A 20,024-nucleotide genomic window follows, 5' to 3' on the forward strand; every position below is an offset into this window, starting at 1 on the left:
TCTTTCGTCGCTGGTATGACGACGACCTCGCCTGAATGTGAGGGGTCGAGAGCGACCACGGAGGTCGGGTTGTCCGGGAAGGCGGCGTCCACGTCGCGGCTGAACTTCCGCTGCAGGGCCGGGCGGATTGCCATGCCCGGTGTGCAGGTGACATAAGTGCGGGGCACCGGGCCCCAGCCGTCGCGGGTAGTGGCTCGTCACGCAGCCTGGGCCGGGGTTGCGGTCCGTTGACGTAGGTGAGTCAGCGGCGAACCTGGTCTTCGGCTCAGCACGGGCGTTGCACCAGCAGCGCCGCCATCACCCTGCCGACGCGGTTTCCGTGGCGTGTCGCGCGCGGAAGGAGTGCGCTGGACAGCCCAACCAGGAAGAGGCGGGTCAAGGGCGGTGGCCGCGTCGTAGACGTTGACGAGAGGCTGGACGGCGTCTGCATACGTGGTGAGCCGGAAGGCCGACTGGGATTTGCCCAGACCCAGAGGGTTGCCTTCGTGGATGCGGGCGGCGTCGCCTCTCTCCGCGTCAGGCGGCGCGGATCGCGGTCATCGATCAGTAGGAGCGTCGGCTGCGGCGACCGGCGAGATGATCACGAGCATCGCCCGGGCGGCGCCGGAGACGCTGCGCAGGACGTGCTCGTCGGCGGAGTCGAAGTCGATGGTGTCGCCGGCGCTCAGCGTCCACCGTTTCGTGCCGATGCTGAGCTCGACGGCTCCTTCCAGCATGAAGATGCACTCGGTGCCGGGGTGTGATGAAGGGGGCGTCTTCGTCCCAAGGGCAATGTCCACCAGGACGATCTGGACGATGCCTGGGTCGGCCTGGGTGAGCAGCGGCCGGTAGGCGACTCCCGCGGCGGGTGGGTGCGGGCGGGCGACGCTGTGCCGCACGGTGAGGGAACCGGGCTGGTGCTCACCCACGAGTTCGCCCAGTGTCACGTTGTACGCCTGCGTCAGTTGGAGGAGGACACCGAGCGAGGGAACGCGTTCCCCTCGCTCGATACGCGACAGGTGCGCGGGAGACACACCACTCGCCGTGGCGACAGTGGTCAGGCTTAGGCCGCGGTTCCGGCGGTGCTCCGCGATCGTCCGGGCGGCGAGCTCCTCCAGATCCTCCGCCTGCGCGTGCGACATCGATCTCCCTCAGACCTGGCTCGGATGGTAATGTTGCCTATTGGCAAAAAAACATGGGGCAAGCCCATGATAGTGCGACCCAGCCGGGTGAACGCTGATACCTACCCGGCGGGCGCCCGGCAGCGGTAAGGATCATCGCGATGGATACGACGACATGTGACGAGGTGGCCGACGAGCCGTGGCGCGGCGAAGTCCTGTCCATCTACGTTGCCGAGTACGCCGGAGTGGAGATGCACGCGCTGCCGGCGGCGCGTCTGGTGGCGGGCGTGGGCGTGGCCGACGACAGATACGCGCTCGGTCACGGTCACTACTCGTATATGTGGCACCCGGACCGTCAGCTCACGCTCATCTCGCAGGAGGTGATCGACGAGGTCTCGCGGGCCATCGGTGAGCCGGTGGACGGGATGGAGCTGCGTCGCAACATCGTGACCCGTGGCGTCCCCCTCAACTCGCTGGTCGGGAGGTGCTTCGCAATCGGCGAGACGATCGTCTACGGAGGCCGGCTCAACGTGCCCTGCCGATATCTCGAGCGTCTGATCGACAAGAAGGTGTTTGAGCCGCTTCTCGGCCGGTCAGGGCTCAACTGCCGGATTCTGCGCGGAGGTACCGTTCGTCCTGGGGACGTCGTGCGACCGCTTCGCCCAGGAGAGGACTCCACGATCGAGGCGCCCGCCACCGAGCCAGTAGAGATCGACGGGGCTTCCGAATGAGCGTGCGCTTGTTGATGGCCGCTCGGCTTGAGGCGGATGCGTGGCCGGCGCGGGGGGTACGCGAACTCACCGTCGTTCCCGTCCACCGTGAGACGTTCCCGCGTTTCGTTCCCGGCGACCATGTCCACATCCAGCATGGGAACGGAACGAGGCGCGACTACTCGCTCATCGGACCCGCGGACGACCCCTCGTGCTACCGGATCGCCATCCGTAGGGACGATGACGGTCGCGGCGGTTCCGTCCTGTTCCACGAGGAACTAGAGGTCGGCGACCTGCTGTTCGTGTCCTACCCGCAAAGTGGTATGCGGATCGACCGCACCGCATCGCACCACGTGTTCGTCGCCGGCGGGATCGGAGTGACCGCGATTCTGGGGCTGCTGGAGGGGCTGCCGCCTGGCGCGTCGAGCGAGATCCGGTACTGCGTACGGCACCGTGAGCACGCCGCGTATCTCGATGTACTGCAAGCGTCGGGCGCCGAGGTCATCCTGCACGAGTCGGCCGCGGGTGGCCGGCTCGACGTGCCGGCACTGACAGCCGGGCTGGCTGACGACGCGACTGTGTACTGCTGCGGTCCCGAGGCCCTTATGGCCGAGATGGCCGAGGCGGCCAGCCGCCTCCATCCGGACCGAGTGCGCTGCGAGAGCTTCACGGGGCGGGTGAGTGCACCCGGTGACAGGCTCGGTGACTCGTTCGAAGCCCGGCTGATGCTGTCGGAGCAAGTGATCCATGTCGCGGAGGACGAGTCGCTGCTCCAGGCCATGTTGCGTGAGAACGTGCCCGTCGACTACTCGTGCGAGGGCGGCGCCTGCGGCAGCTGCGTGCTCGAAGTGGTCGACGGGGAGATCGAGCATCGCGACCTGTGCCTGAGTGACGAGGAGCGCGGGCAGTCCATGGCCGCCTGCGTATCGCGTGGGAAGGGTGCCATCTCGGTGCAGGCCTGACCCACGTGACATAAGTGTGTTACCAGGTCGCAATGCTACGCAATCGGGCAGCAACAACGAGCCCCTAATTTGCCAATAGGCAAAGCAGGGGCTTCATCCTCGACGAACCTCCCGATTGGACGCACGATGACCGACACACTCCCGCCCCGGAGCAAGACCCGGGACCACTCACGAAGACTTCGGCGTACCGTCGCAGCCAGCACCGTCGGCAGCATCATCGAGTGGTACGACTTCATGTTGTACGGCACGGTCGCCGCACTGGTGTTCCCGACGCAGTTCTTCCCGTCGAGCGACCCGTTCGCCGCCACGATGCTCACCTTCTCGACCTTCTTCGTCGGCTTCGCGGCACGCCCGATCGGTGCGATCGTCTTCGGGCACCTCGGTGACCGGGCCGGGAGGAAGGCGGCTCTCATCAGCACGCTGGTGCTCATGGGGATCGGCACGGTCGGGGTCGGTCTCATCCCCGGCTACGACTCGATCGGATTCTGGGCACCCGTCCTTCTCGTACTGATGAGAGCCCTGCAGGGCATCGGTATGGGCGGCGAGTGGGGCGGTGCGGTGCTCATGGCCGCTGAATCGGGTGACTCGCGACGGCGCGGCTTTCGCATCGGGTTTCCCCAAGCCTCGGCCATGTTCGGTGTCGCGATGGCCAACACGGTGGTGCTCGTGGTCGGAAACGTCGCGGGCGACGCGTTCGTCAGCTGGGCGTGGCGGCTGCCCTTCCTGGCCAGCATCGTGCTTGTCGTCCTCGGGTTCTGGATGCGGAAAGGGATCGTGGAGACAGCGGACTTCGCCGTCGTCAAGGAAGCCGGAACGGTCCACCGCGCCCCGGTGCTCAGCGCCTTGCGGTCGCATCCCTGGGAGATCACGCTCGGTCTGTTCCTCAAGGTCGGCGAAATGGCCGCCGTGTTCGTCTTCATCACGTTCGTCTTCTCGTACGGCACCTCGGTGGGCAAGTTCGACCGCGAGCTGCTGCTTGCGCTTGTCGCCGGCGCGGCGATCATTTCCTCCCTCATCACGCCGCTCATGGGTGCGCTGGGCGACGCTTTCGGCCCCCGCCGGGTGTACCTGGTCGGCGCCGCGGGCATGGCCGTCATCTGCGTCGTCTACTTCGCGGCCATCAAGAGTGGGAACCCAGCCGCAGCGGCTCCGGTGATCCTGGTGTCTCTCGTGCCCTACGCGGCGATGTTCGCCAGCGAGGCTTCATTGATCACCGGACTGTTCCCTGCGCAGGTGCGTTACTCAGGTAGTTCCCTGGCCTTCAACCTCGCCGGGATCATCGGGGGCGGACCGGCGCCGCTCATCGCCACGGCGATTGCCGGCAGGTTCGACTCACCGTTCGCTTTGAGCGCCTACCTTCTGGTGACCGTGGGACTCGGCGTCACAGCGGTGATCTTGCTCGGCCGCAGGGAGGCCTCCCGTGTCTGAAAAGCGAAGCACCCCCGCCGAGGTGCTCGTCATCGCGCCGCGGGACGCGCCCTTCGTAGCGGGTTCAGCCGCTGACCCATCGGTTCACGAGGCCGCACTCGACGACATCGCAACTGCGGATCTGTTCGCCGACCTCGCCGACTCGCAGCACCCGCTGCTGCACCGCACGCTCGATCGGCTTCCGGTTGCCGGCGAGTGCGAGCCGCTGCCCCAGGTCGTGGCACTGACCATCGGATACATGTCGCGCTACCAGAGCGAGCTCGCCGCCGCGAGTGAACCGGTGGTCGTGTCCTCGCCATTGCTGGCGGTGCCGACTCTTCTTGCGGCGATCGCCCCGGACCGTTCCATCCTGCTGGTATACGCCGACTCACGACTCGCTTCGGCTGCCGACGTGCCCGGCGTCGCCGAGGAGGATGCCGGCCGCCTTCTCGTTGCGGGGCTCGAGGGCCCCGGGCCGTTCCGCCGCGCCGTGATCGAACGAGCAGAGGCGTTCGACGACGCTGCCATCCTGAGGCAGATCGAGGGGGTCGTCGCCGAATTCATGGCTTCGCATCGTGTTGGTGCGGTGGTGCTGGAATGCGGAGAAATGGCGAGCATCGCCAGCCGGTTGCGTGAGCGGATCACAGTGCCCGTGGTCGATTACCATCTTGTCATCGACTTCTTCCGGAGAGCGAGCAGAAAGGGGCCATCGACCGACGTCGCCTGAGTAGGTCCGGGGCGGTCAGGCTCACGGACCGGTGCCCGGCCCAGCTCTCCGCGTGGCCTGACTCGACGGTTTGGCAATCCACCGGCTTGTCACGGGGCCTTGGCCGGGTATTCGGTCCACTGCCGGATCGGCGACTGTCGGATCTCCGACACCGTTCGCTCCTCCTCGACGGCCGGTTCGGCGCGGGCGTCTGCCGTGGCCCGGTGCTGGTAGTAGCCGGAGCGGGAGACGCCCAGGACCCGACAGATCCGCTTCACGCTGAAGGCGGCGCGGTTCTTGGAGACGAAGTCCCAGCGGCGGGGGCTCACTTCACCCACCGAGCGAAATAGGCGGCTGCCCGGCGCAGGATCTCACGCTCCAGCTGCCACTCCGTCTCCGCCAGTAGCCGGGCGTTCTGCGCCCGCAACCGGACCAGTTCCTCAGCCGGACTCCCGCCGGCCTCGCGGCGCTCGGTCAGTGCCTGGGACTCGTTTTCCTTGCGGACCCACGTCCTCAGCGACTCGTCGGTGATGCCGAGGTCCGCCGCGTATGTGCGCTCCCGCCCGGCCTCCAGCACCTCTCGAAGGGCGGCCACCACCCGCTCATCCGCACGCCCCAGGACGGACCGCGGCCGGATGGCCCGGTGGTCCACCAGCCCCCACACCCCTTCCCAGCGGTAACGGGCCCGCATCCGCCGCACTGTCACCGCGCTGGTCGACATCCCCGCCGCCGACAGCTCCGCCGCCTTCGCCTCCTCCCGCTGCGCCAGCGTCCGGTCTGCGGGTCATACTCCGCCCGCGGCGGACCTGCCGCACCGGACCCGCCCGGCCGCCCCGTCTCCACCTCCCGCACATGCCGCTCCCAGACAAGCGCCCGTTCCCGCACCGCCTCGGGCAAGGACTCCAGCCAGCCCAGCGGCGGCACCCCGGACACTCCCGGCGCATCCAGGACTTTGAACCCCGCATCGGCGAACAGCAGCGACAGCAAAACCGGCCGCTACCTCACCGTCCTCGGCGACCAGCCGCACCTGACCGTCAGTAAGGGCCGCCACCGTCCAGGTACGTCCCCCCCAACCGCACCTGGCACCCCAGCTCCACCACCGGCCTGCCCGGCATCCCGCTGCCCGCCCTCACTTTGCCGCCTGCGCCCACACCGGCATCCGCTCATGCATCGCCGCCCCCAGGTCCGCCGCCAGCCGTCCCGCCCATAGGGCATGGAACAGCGCGGGAAGCACTACCAGCGGATCCCCGATCCTGCGTACGCCCTCCCACAGCGGCGCGGGCTCGGCGAACGCCTCCTGCAGTGCCGCAGCCAGCAACTGACCACCGTGGTGCCGCGGGTGCCGGTATCCGGCCAGCCAGGTCATATTGCGCCGGTAGACCGAATCGACAGGCCCGAGCACCCAGTACCGCCAGCCCGCCGCCGTACAGATTTTGTGGCGTACCTGTCGTGCAGGCTAATTGATCTTGGTTGTGACCTGCTGTTGCTCAGCTGTACTGAGTGGTACGTCTGTATTCCAGGGGAGGATTACGCCGGGCCGAGGCGTTGGCGATGGGCGATACGTGGGTTGAGCTGGCCGTGTTGCTCTGCGCAGTGAGCTGAGCGTCATGCCAGCTTTTGCGCAGTGTGGTCGGCGCGCCTGTAGGCAGGGGGAGTTGGCGGCTGTTCCCGGCTGGTGCAAGCGGGTTGTTCAGCGGGCGTACAGGCGTTGCCAGAGCAGGTCGTGGTCGGCGGGTGCGAGGCGGGGCAGCCGGAGGCGGTCGGCCAGGCGGTGGAGGAAGGCGGTCTGCTGCGCGCGTGTCAGGGGGTGCGAGGGCAGGCGGTCAAGGGCAGCGGCGAGGATGAGGGTCTCGGGGTGGATGACCAGGCTCCGGCAGGTCAGAGCTGGGGAGGCCGGGCCTGGAGGGATGTGGGGGTTGGCGTTGGTGAGGCGGTCAAGGCGTGTGAGCCACCGCTGGTGCAGGTGCTGTTGGTGGTCGTACCAGCGTGTCGTGATCGTCGATGCCCAGCTCAGGGAGGCCGTCGTCGCGCGGCGGGCTGTGGGGCGGGGCCGGGTGAGCTCGGGGACAGGGCGGATGTCGAGCGGGGCGGGCTGCCGGGAGTCGCTGGAAGCCTGCTGGTGGCGGGTGCAGATCATGATCCGGGGCGAGTTGGACACTGGGTGGATCCACGCGAGGGCGGCTTGGTGCGGGCTGCGGCGGATGGTGCAGGCGGTGCACGCCGGTAGCGGCTGCACGGCGGGCGGGACGGGCTGCCAGCGGGCGATGGCGGCGCGGGCCATGCCGATGGAGGCGGGTGGGGGCTGACGGGCCAGCGCGCGGGCGAGGTGTGCGGGCGGGATGCGGGTGAAGGCGGACAGGCGGTGAGCGGCTTCGGCGCTGAGGTGGATGTCGGTGGCGGGCGGGGACGCGAAGGTACCGGTGGTGGCGATGTTCAGGCCGTCGAGGAGCTGGGCGGCGGTCAGTTGGTAGGTGCCTGCGAGGCGGGTGAGGTAGGAGGCTGCTGACTCGCGGGGCAGGGGCCTGGTCCGCAGGGCGCCGGGCTGGGACGGCCACATCGTGCGTGCCCGCACCACAGGGCTGCTCCAGGCGTGCGCGGTCACCGGCTGCTGGGTCGGGTGCGGCGGCTCGTCGGGGTTCGGGGCCGGTAGTGCTCCTCGGCGAGGTGGTCCAGCGCGATGGAGTCCAGCAGTGTCTTGGTGATGCGTTCTTGGCCGTCGAGGATGGCTTCGATGGCCGCCTGGCGGATGAGGCGGGAGAGGCTGCCGATGCGTCCAGCGGTCCGTTCGTGCAGGTAGGGGGCGAGCCTCGGCAGGCTGCCGGTGCGGTGGGCGTGCAGGTCGAGGGCCGCTTCCAGCGCGGCGATGAGTTCACGGAACGGCTCGCGTGATCCGGCGCGGGCGGGCAGTGCCCCGCAGTCGATGAGTGAGGCGCGTCCGGCCAGTTGCGCGCCGCGGACCCCGCTGAAGACGGTGCTGGTGGTGACGTCGATGCCCGCGTACACGAACGTGGCGCCGACGCGCTCGGTGAGGTCCTTGAGCCAGTCGGCGGCCTCCGCTCCGCTGGAGCTGCGGGGGTTGAGCCGGTGGATCTCGTCGATCAGCACCAGTTTCACTCCGGCCGCGGTGTAGGTGTGGCAGACGGCGGTCGTGATCTGCGCGGTGGTCATGCGGGTGGTGACGGGGATACCGAGATAGCGGGCGAACTCGCAGGCCAGGGTCTTGGCGGTGGCGCCGGGCGGAACCAGCACATACGCCACGGGCACGCTGGTGTCGCCCGGGGCGGCGCGGCGGGTGTGGGCCAGGTGGCAGGTCCGGCCGACCTCGAGCAGGGCGGTGGTCTTGCCGGTGGTGGCCGGCCCGGTGACGATCAGGGACGGTCGGGCGGTGACGCTCTGGCTGCGGCCGAGGATCATCAGCGTGCGCACGTTGCGCGAGAGGCTTTCGATGGCCGGGGTACGCACGGTGACGAACTGCGAGTGGTAGGCCAGGCGTTCCTCCAACGAGCGTGCCGGCTGGCCCGGTTGCGGGGGAGCGGGCGGGGCGGTGTGGGCGAACCGGGCGAACGCATCGAACGTGGTGACCGTCCCGGGGGAGGCATCCTCGGCGGCGGGCGTGGTGTGGGGGCTGGTGGTCACCAGTGCTCGGCCTCCTCAAAGGCGTCATACAGCGCGTAGCGGCCCACAGGCGGGGAGAGCTCCTCGCCCTCGGCGAGGTGCCCGTCAGCGTCAGGGGAGTGGGCTTCGAGAGCGTCGAGACTGTCCTCGGCCCGTATGTCGTCATCTGCCGTCTGCACCGTGCTTGTCGCCGCCGCGTGGCGCGCCGCTGCTGCGGAGGGTGTGCCGGTGCCGGGCAGGGGGCGGGCCCGCCGCAGGACCTGGTCGGCTGCTTCGGCCAGGTCGGCCTCGTGCCGCTCGCGGTCTGCGCGCTGGTGGAGGGTGCCGCGGATGTGGCGCCAGGCGGTCTCGCTCATCGGGGCATGGACGTGGTCGCGGTGGATCCACGGGATCTCGTGCAGGCGTCCGTCGGGCAGGCGGATGTAGACCTGCCGCACGTCGTGCGGGTTGAGGTGGACCTCCCACTTGCCGCCGGGATGGGTGGGACAGAGCCGGCCGCGGTGCTCGTTCAGGATGGCGTGGTCGTAGGTGCGGTAGTTGATACGGATGCCCCGGCCGGTGACGGGGTTGAAGCGCACGGGCAGCAGTTCCGTGTAGTCGGCCCCGGTCAGCGGCAGCGGCACGTACCCGGAGGTGCCCAGCAGTGCGCTCCACATCTCGTTCGGGGCCAGCGCCTTCTTCGGCAGGACCGGGTGGCGCAGCCCGTCGTGGGGGCGGTGCTGCCAGCACGCGGTGACCCACTCATCCAGCAGCTCCTGCAGCTGAGCCACGGTGAAGTGCGCCTCGTCCTCCACCGCGTGACCGCGCTCGAGGACGTGGGAGCCGGTGTAACCGGCGACGTGCTGCGCGAACAGCGAGTTGATACTCCCGAACGTCCGCTCGACGGCACCCTTGGCGGCCGGCGAGCGCGGCGGGGCGGGCTGCACACTGACGCCCAGGGTCTCGCAGGCGGCCAGGAACGCGGCGGAGACGAACACCCGCCCACGGTCGATGATGATCGTCTCGGGCACCGCCACCGCCGGCCGCGCCGCTGCCTGCTCAGGGCGCGCAGTAGCGAGAGCGAGCAGCCGGTCGTAGGGGATGGCCGCATGGGCCAAGTGCAGATGTTCGAGCAGTGGGCTGCGCCGGGTGGGGCACGGCCATCTCCGCCAGCAGCAGGGCCGCGTCCACCGCCTGGGTGCTCTCCTCGCGCAGCACGGCCGCCACCACCGACCGCGTCGCCACATCCAGGGCGATGGTCAGCTCCGGGCGTACCGGGCGGCCGTCCTCGCCCACGGCCATCACATCCAGCCGGGTGGTGTCGACCTGCACCAGCTCGCCCGGCCGCAGCGCCATCGTCGGCGTGAACGGTCGCGTCGGCGTGGTGGTGGCGGTGCGGGCGGGGCGGCCGGGATGCTCCAGCGGGTCGGCCAGTACCCGCACCAGCCGGTTGAACGTCGACGGCGCAGGCAGCGCTACGGCGCCCGGCCCGTGGGTGTCGGCCAGGATCTGCCCGGTCAGCTGTCGCAGCCCCTTCAGCGTGCCCTTGGACCGGCCGCGCTGGCGGCGCAGCGCCTCCAGCACGGCGGCCACCACCCGCTCATCAGCTCGCCCCCGTCGCACGGCTCCGCCTGCTGGCGGGGGATCAGCCCCATCAGACCGTGGGCGCGGTAGGCGCGCACGCGGCGCACGGTGGCCCCGGCTCACCTTCGTCAGGGGAGCCCAGCCGGGCCAGTTCTTCGGCCTTGGCCTGCTCCCGCTCGGCCATCGACGTGCGCTGCGGGTCGTACTCGGGCCGCGGCATCCCGCTGCTTGCCGGGCCGTCGGGCAGCCCGGTCTCGATCTCGCGGATGTGCCGCTGCCAGGCCAGGGCCCGCTCTCGCTCCCGCTCGGGCACCGTCTCCAGCAGCCCCCACGGCGGCACGGCGGCGGCCGGGGAGCCCGCCACGGTGAACGTGAGGTCGGCGAAGAGGAACGAGGCCAGCATCGACGCGGTCTGCCCCTGCTCGTCGACCAGCGTCACCGACGCCCCCATCAGGGCGACCACCTGCCAGGGCCGGCTCTGGAAAGTCACATACGCGCCCAGCTTCACCTGCCTGCTGCTGCCGGCGGCCACGGGCGGCCCGGGCGGGCGGGCGCGCTCACCACTGCCCGGCCTCCGCCTGCGCGTCCCACACCGACCGCGGGCCCTTCTCGCTTGCCCGGCGTCCCTGCACGGACACCTCCGCCACGCCCGGGCCCTCCGTCAAGGACCAAGCTGGCGCGGCCGCTTCGGTCTCTCTGCGCGCTGCTCGGCTGTGCCGGAGTCGTCGACCGGTGACGTCGGCTGGTTTCCGGGCCGGCGGGTGCGGGCGGTGACCGTCTGCGCGGTGCGCTGGTGCACGGTGGCGTCGAAGGGCCGCAGGCTGAGGGTGCTGTCCGTCCAGGCCAGCGGGTGCAGGTCTCCGTCGGGCAGCCGGATGTGCACCTGCCGCACGTCGTAGGGGTGGTGGTGCACCTCCCACCGGCCGTCGTCCGTGGTGGGGCAGGACCGCCCACGGTGCTCATCCAGACAGGTGGCGTCGTAGCGGCGCCGCCCCAGCCGGATGCCCGCCTCGGTGACCGCATGCCGCCCCGCGGGCAGCAGTTCGGCGAAGTGCCGGGCCCCCAGCGGCAGCGGCACCACTCCGGCGGCACCCAGCAGCACCTGCCACATCTCATCCGGGCTCAGCACCGCCCGGGGCATCAGCGGGTGCCGCAACGCCTCCTGGTGGGTGTGCCACACGGCGGTGATCCACTCATCCAGCACATCCTGAGGTGCAGCATGCTCAGCACGGCTTGCGGCTGCCCCAGGCCGTCATCGCCGGGCCCGGCCGGCCGGGCGGCGCGGCCACCCCGGCGGCATGCCGGGTGAACAGCCCGGCGAGCACCCGGACGGTTTCCGCAACCGCCCGGCCCCCCTGCCGCGCCGAGACGGCCTCCAGGCTGACACCGAGGCTTTCGCACACGCTGAGCAACCATATGCCTGGCTGTCGCCGGATCGAAGACCAGCGTCTCGGACGGCCACCGGCCGCACCGCCGCCGCCTCCAGGCGCGCCTCCACACCCATGGTGCCCGGAAGCCGACTCTGCGCCGTGCGCGCAGCATCTCCCGCCAGCCAGGACGCACGACGCGGGACGGCCATCTCGGCCAGCAGCACCGGCAACTGCAGGCACCGCCTGCCGGCCGTGCACCACTGGGCGGCCAGCACACAGCCCGTGGCCCCGTCCACCGCCGCGGTCACCGACCGCCACCGCACGGCCGTCCGCACCACTACGGCACACCCAGCGCAGCGGTGGCGACATGGCACCCGCTCCGCAGGCCGCAACGCAGGCGGCGCACCGCCCCAGCCGGGACCGGGCCGGGCGGCGGTCCGCGCCGGGCTGCCCTGCGGCTCGGCCGGATCCGCCAGTGCCTTCACCTGACCGGCACCAACGCTCTTCGCGGGCCTCACCTGCCCCGGACCGTGCCGGTCCGCCACGATCTGTTCCCGCCAGCTCGATGATCTGCTTCACCGTGGTCGCCTTGCGGCCGCGACACAGGCGCAGCGCCTCCAAAACGGCGGCCACCACCCGCTCGTCGTCTTGTGCCTGACCGGCCGCGCAGGGACCGCCGGTCCACCAGAGCGAGCAGCCCCTGGCGGTGGTAGGCCAGCCGCATCCGCTGCACGGTCGCCCGGCTGACCCTCGTCCAGCCCAGCGCGGCCAACTCTGCCGCTTTGGCGTGCTCGCGCTCGGCGAGCGTGAACCGCGCCGCCGGTCTACGCTCCCCGCACCTTGCCGCCGCTGCCCGGCCCGCCAGGCAGCCCGGTCTCGATCTCGCGGATGTGCCTGACGCCGCCACGCAAGAAGCCTGCTCGCGGGCCGCCACCGGCAGCGCCGCCCTACGTCTCGGCCGCCGGAAACTGAGGATCGGCCTGCCCGACGATCCTGAAGCCGCGAGCGGTCACCAGACGGGCTGCCGAGCACACACCCCGTGGCCCGTCATCGGCGGCCAGACCCCGCCCTGGCCCGTCGACCAGACCGCTCACCTGCCAGGCGCGGCCCTCGAACTCGACCCGCGCACCCCACCCCAACACCCCGCCCATCAGGGTGGTTGATTTGTGCCCGCTCAACGTGCTCGTCGCTCCCGCTCGCTGCCGTCCGCGGCCGGATCGACGGGCGGGCAGCACGCAGCGGGTGCCCGCCCAGCGGCCGGGTCAGGTCCGCGGTCAACCGCCCGCTCCACAACGCGCGGCAGGCACCGGCAGCGTGCTCAGGACCACCCGCCGCCGCGGCCCCCGCCATCAAAGCCCGCGGGGCGGCGAACGCCTCCAGCACCGCCTGTTCCAGCCCGCCCGCATCGCGGAGCGGATGGCGGTTCAGCCACCGCACGTTCGCCGCCACCACCGCATCCGGCGCCAGCAGCCGCCGGTAGGCGGACCCCACCGCCGCACACGCCGCCCCCAGCACCGCGGCCGCGCGCGCGGCACGGCCTGCCGGTGCTCGCGGGACAGTCAGCCACGAGAGCACGCCCGTCGGCGTAGCGGGCGAACACCTGCGGCACCCACGTCAGCACGCGCCCGGTGCCGGGATCACGCCAGATCAGCCGCACCGGCCGCGCCGACAACCCCACCACCTGCGGATCACGGTCCTCAAATCATCAGCTGCATGCACATCGCCTGTGACCCGTGCGGACGCTACTGCTGGCGGCGGCCGACCACCACCAGCCCGGTCCCCCGACCTGCGCCCGGGCACCACCGGGAAGGCCGCCACCGGCTGGATCTGCTCCAGCCAACGGCCGCGGCGGCCTCGACCCAGCGGCGTTGCACGAGAGTGCTGTTCCCCTCGGCTAACTCTGCCTCCACCACCGGTTCCGGCACCCGGCTACACTGCCACGGAGGTAAGCCGTCTGGCTGCTGTCGATGATCACGTGCTCCACACAACGTCATACCGGCCATGGCGCGCAGGAGAACCGGCCAGTAACTCCAACTGCCTTGCCGCGAGAACCGGTTGTCCTGTGCGGGGGCCAGGATGCCGCCTGGGGCGCGCTGGTGTCAGTGCGCATCTCTGCACTTTCCCGTCCGGGCCGCCAGGTGAGCAGGCGCCGGATCGGCTGCGCCGCTATCCCAGAGACGACAGCACCCATCCCGAGTCGTCTTCGCCGGAACCGAACCGGATCAGGGCGCCGGACGGCATATCGCCGCACCGCGCGCGAGTGTGTCGACGAAGGCGTCTGCGAACGCGTTCGACTCGCCACTGGTCGTCATCGCGGACCCCTCAGTCGAGCCACAGGTGGTCGCGGTGCCCCGTGACCTTCAGCATGATCTTGAACGTTTCGTGGTGGTAGTGCGGATCGCTCACGGCGACGCCCACGACGGTGTCACCGCGCACCAGGTTGTCACCGACGCGTACCCACACATCGCGTTTGGCCACTGCTCCCCACTTCCCCCGCCCGGCCGCATCAGCAGCCTGAGCGTAGCCGTCTCGGGCCCGCCTCTGGCTGAGCCGGAGAGTCGGCCCACCAAGGAAAGACTCAGTCTGCGGCTTTCATGCTGACCCTTTGCAGCCCGGGGCCTGGCGGCGGCCGGGTCAGGAGTGGCGGGAAGCCGCGGTCGGGTCGTGGCGACCGGCGGAAGGGCACGAACCAGTCCGCAGCGGCCAGGTTGGCAAGCCCGAGGGCCTGGTTGATGTCGTTGCCGCGTCCTCTTGATCCCGTCCAGGGACGCGTCGAACAGCATCAGGACGTCGTGGTCCTCGAACAGGACGGTCGAGCACCAGGCCCAGTCAAGTCGCGCCGGTCTTCACCGTGAGACTCGCACTGTTTCCGCGACCAGGCGCGGCCGGTTCCGCGTCAGCGACTTGGCCCGGTCGATGCCCAGGTGCAGGGCCATCGCCGGTGCACAGCGGGCGGACGGTGCCCGTCTCGGCGAGTTCGGCGGCCAGGTCGTCGAAACAGCGGGCCATTTGCCGCCGCCACTGCTGGTCCTGGTGAAAGGTGATCGGCGGCAGCGAGCCCAGGACACGGCCCTCGCCGCGCCCAGCAGGCGCATCCCCCACATCGGCGACGTCCTGCCAGATCTGCTCGGACAACTCCTCGAGCGCCACCCGCAGCACCGCACCTGTCCGCGCGGTGAGCTCGTCCTCCTCGCCGTCCTCGACGAGCGTCTGTTCCGTCGTCGTCGTCCCACGCCGCCGGCTGGCCGTGGCGAGCGAGGCAAGCGCAGACGGCTGCGCACGCGCTGCGCGGCCTGTTCGGGAGCGGCCAGGGCATTGTCGATGATCTGCAGTTCGTCGGAGAACTCCTGGGCGCTCAGCAGCATGCCGGCCTCGGCGAGCAGAGCGGAACCCGCGTCCGTGCAGGCGTTCTTGGCGGGCAGGACCACGGCGAAGTAGTTGTCCGTCAGCCGGTCGATGACAGAGGCCACCACCCCCGCGACGACCACAGGGTCGGCGAAGGCTTCCTCCACGTGCAGCCGGTCGACGACGAGAACACTGGAGGCCGACTCGATGAACTCCTCGAACTCGTAGGTGAACCGGCCGTCCTCGTCCAGGAGCTGGGCGGCCACCAGGGCGGGGAAGGACTGCTCGTCTGCCATCCGCTCGCGCAGATTGTCGGACTTCCAGTACAGGCCCCTTACGGCCGTCAGGCTTCCCACCGGTGCCGGCCGGCGACGCACCTGCCACTGCACTCCCTGCGCGGCAGGATCCAGCAACTGGTGGGTGTGGTGGAAGTCGAGCGCCAGCTGGGCAAGGTCCGCCCCCGCCGCCGCCGGACCCGGATGAGTACTCAACGTGCTCCCTCGGCGCCGGTCCCCGGGCCGCTGCCTACCTGCGGCCCCGCCTCAGCCTAGTGGCCACACGCAGCAGTCCTCCCGCAACATGGCATCACCCATCCTCCCGGGGAGACCGGCCAGATCCTTTCTGCGGCCGGGGCTGCGGCGTACGGCGGCTGACACACACCACACCGGCCGCCGATCGCGTCACTCCTCATCCTGGCCCGCGGTGATGATCTCTGCCAGCTCATGAACGGGCAGGCGTGACCAGGCGGCCACCTCGTCCAGCGCCACCCCGGCGGCGACAGCCGCAGCGGCGGTGTCCACCAAGGCCTGGTCGATCAGGGCGGCACTGTGGCTGAGGTGCTCCAGCAGCGTGCGGGCCACCTCGGCAGTGGTGCCGCTGGTGTACGCCCCGTAGCTGTCGTCGCTGCTCCCGCGCCTCGCCGATCATCTGCTGTATCTGGAAACGGTGTTCGGCGCTCACTGTGGCCCGCCACCGGGTGCCCGAGCCGCCCGACTGCTGCTCGGCCGCCATCACGCGCAGCTGGCAGGCCATCGTGGCGGGCTGCTGTTCCCGCTGCAGCCGCCATGGATCGTCCCTCCACCCGGTCGGCCCGCCTTCACCGCGCCGCTGACGGATGACAGCGCCCATCCAGGTGAGCAGCGGCCCGCCGTAGTCCACCGCCGACAGCGGGCCCAGCCAGTTGCGTCCCACCCGCTCGCCCAGCCGGCGGCAGAACGCCCCGTCGGCGGGCAGCGGCCGCGGCCGCCCGGCGCCGCTGTCCCTCCACACCAGCTCGGCCATGGCCGGGTCCAGCAGCGCGTCGGCCACGGCCACCACCTCCGGGAAGGTGACCGGGTCCCGGCCCACGATCCGCCACCGCTGAAGATCCGTGCCCACGCCTCGAGCCACCCGGCGAGCCTGTGCGGCCAGATCTCCTCCTGCTCCCAGTGCAGGGCCTCTCACCACCGGGCCACGACCGCGTGCGCCAGGGCGAACACCTGACCGGGCTCCGCCGCGGCCCGCACGACCGGCGTGCCACCCCCGTCCACTGCCGCTGCGCGACGACCACCTCCGGAACACCGCGCAGGTTCGCTGTTCCAGCGGCTGGTCGGCGTCCGCGTCCAGAGCGCCGTCCGTGCCGGACACATACTCGCTGCCAGCGCGGCAGATACCGCACCGCCCGCAGTGCCTGCCGCGGCGCACAACCGGCAGCCGAACGCTGCTTCTCCCGCCACCGTGCCCGCCGCCCGCCACCGCGCCTGCGCCAGGGCTCGGCTCCCGCCCGGTACTCGATCTCGGGGTCGTCCACGGTGAAGGCGGGCAAAGCGCGCGCCAGCACCGCCGGTTCCACGCCGCACAGCTCGGCGAGCACACCCCGCCCGGCTTCGTTGAGCACGACCTCTGCGTCGGCTCGCACGCCGCCGTCGTGCGGGGTGGGGGAGTTGCGGCACGTCCATAGCCGCAGCACGCTGGCGGCCGCCAGACCGTAGCGGTCCGCAACCCGGTTGATCAGTGACGCGGTCAGCTCCCCGGCCAGCGGCACGGTCCGCAACACCCCTGCTGCCACAGCTCTCCCCGATGCCTGTCCTGATTCCTGTCCAGCGCCCTGACCGGCTACAGCTCGAACTCGAGGTCGAGGAGGTCGGTGAGTTCGACTTCGAGGCCCTGGGCGCGGCGGCCGTTGTCGCGGAAGTAGACCTCGCCCAGGGCCTCGGCGGCGATCTGGCGGAGCTCGTCCTCGGTGAGACCGGCCTCCTGGGCCTGGAAGAGACGGGCAGCGTGGCCGGGCGGCAGCGCGAGGGTGAGGTGACGCACGCGGGCGTCGTCGGTGCTGCCGGGGGCCGCGGTGTAGCCGAACCGGGCCTGGACATCGATCGGACGACGCTGCTGGTGGTGGCCGCGGCCTGCTTCGCCCTGGCCCTGACCTGTGGCTGCCAGCGCACGCCAACCTCACGTCGAGGCGTTCGGCGCGAGCTCCGGCGGGGCTTTTTGATCTGGTTCTTCACATACCGCTCGACGGTGCGCTGGCTGATGCCGAGCAGCCTCGGCCACGCGCCGGGTACTGCGCTGATGCTGCCGGACCAGGTAACGCATCTGCGCCCCGGCCGACTCGGACAGGACGCGTGCAGCGCTGGCCCTGCACCGCCTTGTCAGTTCGTCCCCGACTGTTACGATCGCCGTAAACGTCTCCCGACTTCTCCGGTGTCCTTGGCGGTGACCTCGCCGGTCTTGATGTAGCGGCGAGGTTGGCGGTCTTGCCGTCGGCGTCGAGCTGCTCGAGGACATCCGCACCCCACAGCACGCTCGGATGCTTTGCCGACGATCCCCGGCGCACACCCCCAGCCGGAACGAGCCCGGCACGGTCTTGCCGTTGCTGTCGTAGGGCAGGACGTCCAGGGGGCTGGGGCCGTCGGATGCGTACACGGCGTACTTGGACAGGACCGCGACCGGATACTGCCCCGTGGAGCCGCCAGATGGAGCATCTTGCGGTGCATGTTGATGCGGGCCCGGGAGATGACGGCGGCGCGGATGTCCGGCCGCCAGGTCGGACGGGCCAGTGCGGGCCAGGCGTTTTTGGCTTCCAGCCGCCGCCGCGCGCTTTCTCCCGCAGCTTGCCGATGCCGCCCTTGACGGTCATCTTCACGGCGTCCACGACGATCGCCATTTCCTGGTCACGCTGCTTGTAGCCGTCCATCGCCGTCAGGAACTCGTGCGGGGGCAGCTTCTCCGCTACGCCCAGGTCCGCCATGGTGGCGACGTAGGCGTCGCGCAGCCGCTTGTACCAGCCGTCCAGGAACCGGCCGCTCTCGGGACGCACCCAGGCCTGAAGCGGCGCGACGTCGTAGCCGAGTTCGACGGCGTAGGCGACCGTCGGGGTGGCGTACCAGGCCGGACCCTCGGGCCGTTCACCGGTCGGCGTGAACGGGCTGGGCAGCAACTCGCCGTCGAGCTCGCGCCACTGCTCGCCGACCTGCACCCGGGCGAGGTCGACGTGGGTAGAGGCTCGACCAGCCAGTAGTGGCACGCCCTATTGAAGTCCGGCTGGGTGACATGCAGATGGGCGGCGAGGCCAGACCGACGACGGCGCCGTTGGCGGCCGCACCGAAGGCGAGGTTCACATCCAGGCTGACTCAGGCAGCGCTTCATGCACTCGTCATCAGTCAGGTCCCGCGCCCAGTCGTAGGCCTCCTCGAACAGCCTCTCGCCGGGCCCGCGCACGTGGAAGCGGGGCAGGTGGGCCAGGGTACTGGTAGGTCTTTGCTTTACTCGCCTTGCACGGCGCCGGGTCCATCGGTCGGTTCCCAGCCGATCCGGGCCGGTGCTCGGCGTGCCGCTTTCCGGTCTCGTCCGGCTCGCTCGCGCGGGTCGGCGGGCTGAGCGCGGTCATCAGCTGCAGCCCCGTCACAGCGGTGGAGCCGACCGGCGTCATCACCCGGGCCGCGTACACGCCTAGCACCCGGGCGAGCTCTGCGGGCTCCAACTGCGCGGCATGTCCCCAGGCGCGGTCGTCCAGGGCACGCCACGAGGGGATGCACAGCTGCACACACTGCCGACGGCTGCCCTGGGCGGGGCGGTAGATCCGCGCCCACGGCCCGAACCCGCGCTTGGTCAGCTGCCAGTCGGCGCGCTCAAGCTGCCTGATGACCTTGTGCCCCTCCGGGAGCCGCCCGGCGAGCCGCTCGGACTCCGACAGGGCAGCGGGCAGCCCGTAGCGTTCACACGCGGCCTCGGTGAGCACCAGCAGCGGGTCGGCGTCCTTGCCCGAACCGTGCAGCCTCTCCGCCCCTAGCTGCGCCTTGGCCAGTGTCCACTCCACCAGCGCGGGCAGTGACTTGGCGGGCACGTCCAGGATCAGACCGCCGATGCCGTAGCCGCTCACCCGCCGGTCGGAGTCGGCGTCGAGGACGAGCAGCGGGCCGTGCGCGTACTCATCCCACACGGGTGGCCGCGGGGCAGCTTTCTTCATGCCCGGGCGGCGCGAGGCGTGCGGCGTTTGGACGGCACGCGGATGCGCGCCACGGCGCCCGCGGCAGCAGCCGCGGGGAGCGGACGGGGACTTGTCGGCCCCGGCCGTGGCCTCCGGCGCCCCGGCCGGGGGCTGAGCCTGCGCTGCGGACGCCTGCGTGGTGAGAGTCTGCGGCCTCGTGGTCTCCTCCTGCGGGGCACCGGCGTCCTCGGGGCGGGTAGAGCTGCGCGAGCTGCTTCAGCAGGCGCGCGTACGCCTCCGCTCCGGCGGCCGGGGCTCAGCCTTGCCCGACTCCCAGCCGCCGACGGTCGCCCGCCGCACGCCCAGGGCGGCGGCCACCTCATCCAGGGTGAGCGCGTGAGCCTGGCGAAGCCGCCTGCGCTCCGCAGGTGGCGGCAGCGGGGACCGGCATGGCCACCAGCGCGTCCACCGCGATCGAACAACTCGGACATGGATACCTCCGCCCTTCGGACCTACCCCACGAACCGCTCTGGCCCGCGTACCTTTCGCGTACATTTCACGTACGGACGGCGTGCGAATGGTAGGGTCCGCGAATCAAGGGAGGCTTTTCAACGACGGCCGCCACAGCCGGTTCCGTCCCGGTTCCCCCGGCACCGCCCGCTTCGGATCGAGGAAGAGCTGCATGACTGTGGTGACCGCGGCGCTTCTTGAGCCGCCCGAAGCGCCACGGCTCTTCCCCGACCAGGCGCAGCAGTCGAGCGCCTGGTACGGCATCTGCGGCGTGCGGCACCCGCGGGCTGTATGTGTCAGCGACGGGGACCGGCAAGACGCTGGTGTC

General features: G+C 70.8%; 19 protein-coding genes and 3 pseudogenes. 6 read left to right on the plus strand and 16 right to left on the minus strand.

Annotated features, from left to right (window positions below; genetic code table 11):
- Nucleotides 1-536: 536 nt before the first annotated feature.
- On the minus strand, nucleotides 537-1,121 hold the full coding sequence (locus Q4V64_RS54215; protein ID WP_124445876.1) for an XRE family transcriptional regulator: 585 nt from the start codon (nucleotides 1,119-1,121) through the stop codon (nucleotides 537-539).
- A gap of 140 nt (nucleotides 1,122-1,261) precedes the next feature.
- Between Q4V64_RS54215 and Q4V64_RS54220 the strand changes: the two genes are divergently transcribed.
- From Q4V64_RS54220 to Q4V64_RS54235, 4 genes are all read left to right on the plus strand, one after another.
- Entirely contained in the window at nucleotides 1,262-1,831 is a 570-nt protein-coding gene (locus tag Q4V64_RS54220; RefSeq protein WP_124445877.1) for an MOSC domain-containing protein, read from the plus strand.
- Between the two features lie 14 nt (nucleotides 1,832-1,845).
- On the plus strand, nucleotides 1,846-2,772 hold the full coding sequence (locus Q4V64_RS54225) for a PDR/VanB family oxidoreductase (RefSeq protein ID WP_172629660.1): 927 nt from the start codon (nucleotides 1,846-1,848) through the stop codon (nucleotides 2,770-2,772).
- A gap of 126 nt (nucleotides 2,773-2,898) precedes the next feature.
- A complete protein-coding gene (locus Q4V64_RS54230; protein ID WP_124445879.1) occupies nucleotides 2,899-4,200 on the plus strand; it encodes an MFS transporter in 1,302 nt (433 codons plus the stop codon).
- A complete protein-coding gene (locus Q4V64_RS54235; RefSeq protein WP_124445880.1) occupies nucleotides 4,193-4,906 on the plus strand; it encodes a hypothetical protein in 714 nt (237 codons plus the stop codon). Before Q4V64_RS54230 ends, Q4V64_RS54235 begins: the two co-directional genes overlap by 8 nt.
- 89 nt (nucleotides 4,907-4,995) lie before the next feature.
- Here Q4V64_RS54235 and Q4V64_RS54240 read toward each other — a convergent pair whose 3' ends face one another.
- The 10 genes and pseudogenes from Q4V64_RS54240 to Q4V64_RS54285 form a co-directional block, all read right to left on the minus strand.
- Nucleotides 4,996-5,214, minus strand: a complete 219-nt coding sequence (locus Q4V64_RS54240) for a hypothetical protein (protein ID WP_148100447.1) — start codon at nucleotides 5,212-5,214, stop codon at nucleotides 4,996-4,998.
- On the minus strand, nucleotides 5,211-5,576 hold the full coding sequence (locus Q4V64_RS54245; protein WP_216377776.1) for a transposase: 366 nt from the start codon (nucleotides 5,574-5,576) through the stop codon (nucleotides 5,211-5,213). Before Q4V64_RS54245 ends, Q4V64_RS54240 begins: the two co-directional genes overlap by 4 nt.
- Before the next feature lie 438 nt (nucleotides 5,577-6,014).
- Nucleotides 6,015-6,320: pseudogene (locus tag Q4V64_RS54250) on the minus strand (TnsA-like heteromeric transposase endonuclease subunit); the annotation flags it as partial.
- A 255-nt stretch (nucleotides 6,321-6,575) separates the two neighbouring features.
- The gene (locus Q4V64_RS54255) at nucleotides 6,576-7,487 is read right to left on the minus strand and encodes a TniQ family protein (RefSeq protein ID WP_253267593.1); all 912 of its coding nucleotides are present in this window, start codon (nucleotides 7,485-7,487) and stop codon (nucleotides 6,576-6,578) included.
- Nucleotides 7,484-8,521 (minus strand): TniB family NTP-binding protein, encoded by a 1,038-nt coding sequence (locus Q4V64_RS54260; RefSeq protein WP_172629661.1) that lies wholly within the window; start codon nucleotides 8,519-8,521, stop codon nucleotides 7,484-7,486. Before Q4V64_RS54260 ends, Q4V64_RS54255 begins: the two co-directional genes overlap by 4 nt.
- A complete protein-coding gene (locus Q4V64_RS54265; protein ID WP_303715375.1) occupies nucleotides 8,518-9,597 on the minus strand; it encodes a hypothetical protein in 1,080 nt (359 codons plus the stop codon). Before Q4V64_RS54265 ends, Q4V64_RS54260 begins: the two co-directional genes overlap by 4 nt.
- Complete coding sequence (locus Q4V64_RS54270) at nucleotides 9,539-10,072, minus strand: hypothetical protein (RefSeq protein ID WP_303715377.1); 534 nt, start codon at nucleotides 10,070-10,072, stop codon at nucleotides 9,539-9,541. The genes Q4V64_RS54265 and Q4V64_RS54270 overlap by 59 nt, the downstream gene beginning before the upstream one ends.
- A 61-nt stretch (nucleotides 10,073-10,133) precedes the next feature.
- Nucleotides 10,134-10,553 carry a hypothetical protein gene (locus tag Q4V64_RS54275; RefSeq protein WP_303715379.1) on the minus strand — a complete coding sequence of 140 codons (420 nt, stop codon included), beginning with the start codon at nucleotides 10,551-10,553 and terminating at the stop codon, nucleotides 10,134-10,136.
- A 171-nt stretch (nucleotides 10,554-10,724) separates the two neighbouring features.
- Nucleotides 10,725-11,267 carry a Mu transposase C-terminal domain-containing protein gene (locus tag Q4V64_RS54280; protein ID WP_303715381.1) on the minus strand — a complete coding sequence of 181 codons (543 nt, stop codon included), beginning with the start codon at nucleotides 11,265-11,267 and terminating at the stop codon, nucleotides 10,725-10,727.
- A 19-nt stretch (nucleotides 11,268-11,286) separates the two neighbouring features.
- The gene (locus Q4V64_RS54285) at nucleotides 11,287-11,466 is read right to left on the minus strand and encodes a hypothetical protein (protein ID WP_303715382.1); all 180 of its coding nucleotides are present in this window, start codon (nucleotides 11,464-11,466) and stop codon (nucleotides 11,287-11,289) included.
- A 126-nt stretch (nucleotides 11,467-11,592) separates the two neighbouring features.
- Here Q4V64_RS54285 and Q4V64_RS54290 point away from each other — a divergent pair, with 126 nt between their 5' ends.
- Together Q4V64_RS54290 and Q4V64_RS54295 are read left to right on the plus strand one after the other, a co-directional pair.
- Nucleotides 11,593-11,922, plus strand: a complete 330-nt coding sequence (locus Q4V64_RS54290) for a hypothetical protein (protein WP_303715384.1) — start codon at nucleotides 11,593-11,595, stop codon at nucleotides 11,920-11,922.
- A gap of 401 nt (nucleotides 11,923-12,323) precedes the next feature.
- Nucleotides 12,324-12,596, plus strand: a complete 273-nt coding sequence (locus Q4V64_RS54295) for a hypothetical protein (protein WP_303715386.1) — start codon at nucleotides 12,324-12,326, stop codon at nucleotides 12,594-12,596.
- A 1,159-nt stretch (nucleotides 12,597-13,755) separates the two neighbouring features.
- Here the strand turns inward: Q4V64_RS54295 and Q4V64_RS54300 are convergent.
- The 5 genes and pseudogenes from Q4V64_RS54300 to Q4V64_RS55995 form a co-directional block, all read right to left on the minus strand.
- Nucleotides 13,756-13,911: a hypothetical protein gene (locus Q4V64_RS54300; RefSeq protein ID WP_303715388.1), complete on the minus strand. Its 156-nt coding sequence runs from the start codon at nucleotides 13,909-13,911 to the stop codon at nucleotides 13,756-13,758.
- A 368-nt stretch (nucleotides 13,912-14,279) separates the two neighbouring features.
- Entirely contained in the window at nucleotides 14,280-15,269 is a 990-nt protein-coding gene (locus Q4V64_RS54305; RefSeq protein ID WP_303715390.1) for a hypothetical protein, read from the minus strand.
- 229 nt (nucleotides 15,270-15,498) lie between these two features.
- Complete coding sequence (locus Q4V64_RS54310) at nucleotides 15,499-16,155, minus strand: hypothetical protein (protein ID WP_303715392.1); 657 nt, start codon at nucleotides 16,153-16,155, stop codon at nucleotides 15,499-15,501.
- A 717-nt stretch (nucleotides 16,156-16,872) separates the two neighbouring features.
- Nucleotides 16,873-17,412: pseudogene (locus Q4V64_RS55990) on the minus strand (XRE family transcriptional regulator).
- Nucleotides 17,413-17,426: 14 nt separating this feature from the next.
- Nucleotides 17,427-19,677 (minus strand): annotated as a pseudogene (locus Q4V64_RS55995) (helix-turn-helix transcriptional regulator).
- Between the last annotated feature and the right edge of the window lie 347 nt (nucleotides 19,678-20,024).

It is taken from the genome of Streptomyces sp. NL15-2K, assembly GCF_030551255.1.
In the GTDB taxonomy this organism is placed as follows: Bacteria; Actinomycetota; Actinomycetes; order Streptomycetales; family Streptomycetaceae; genus Streptomyces.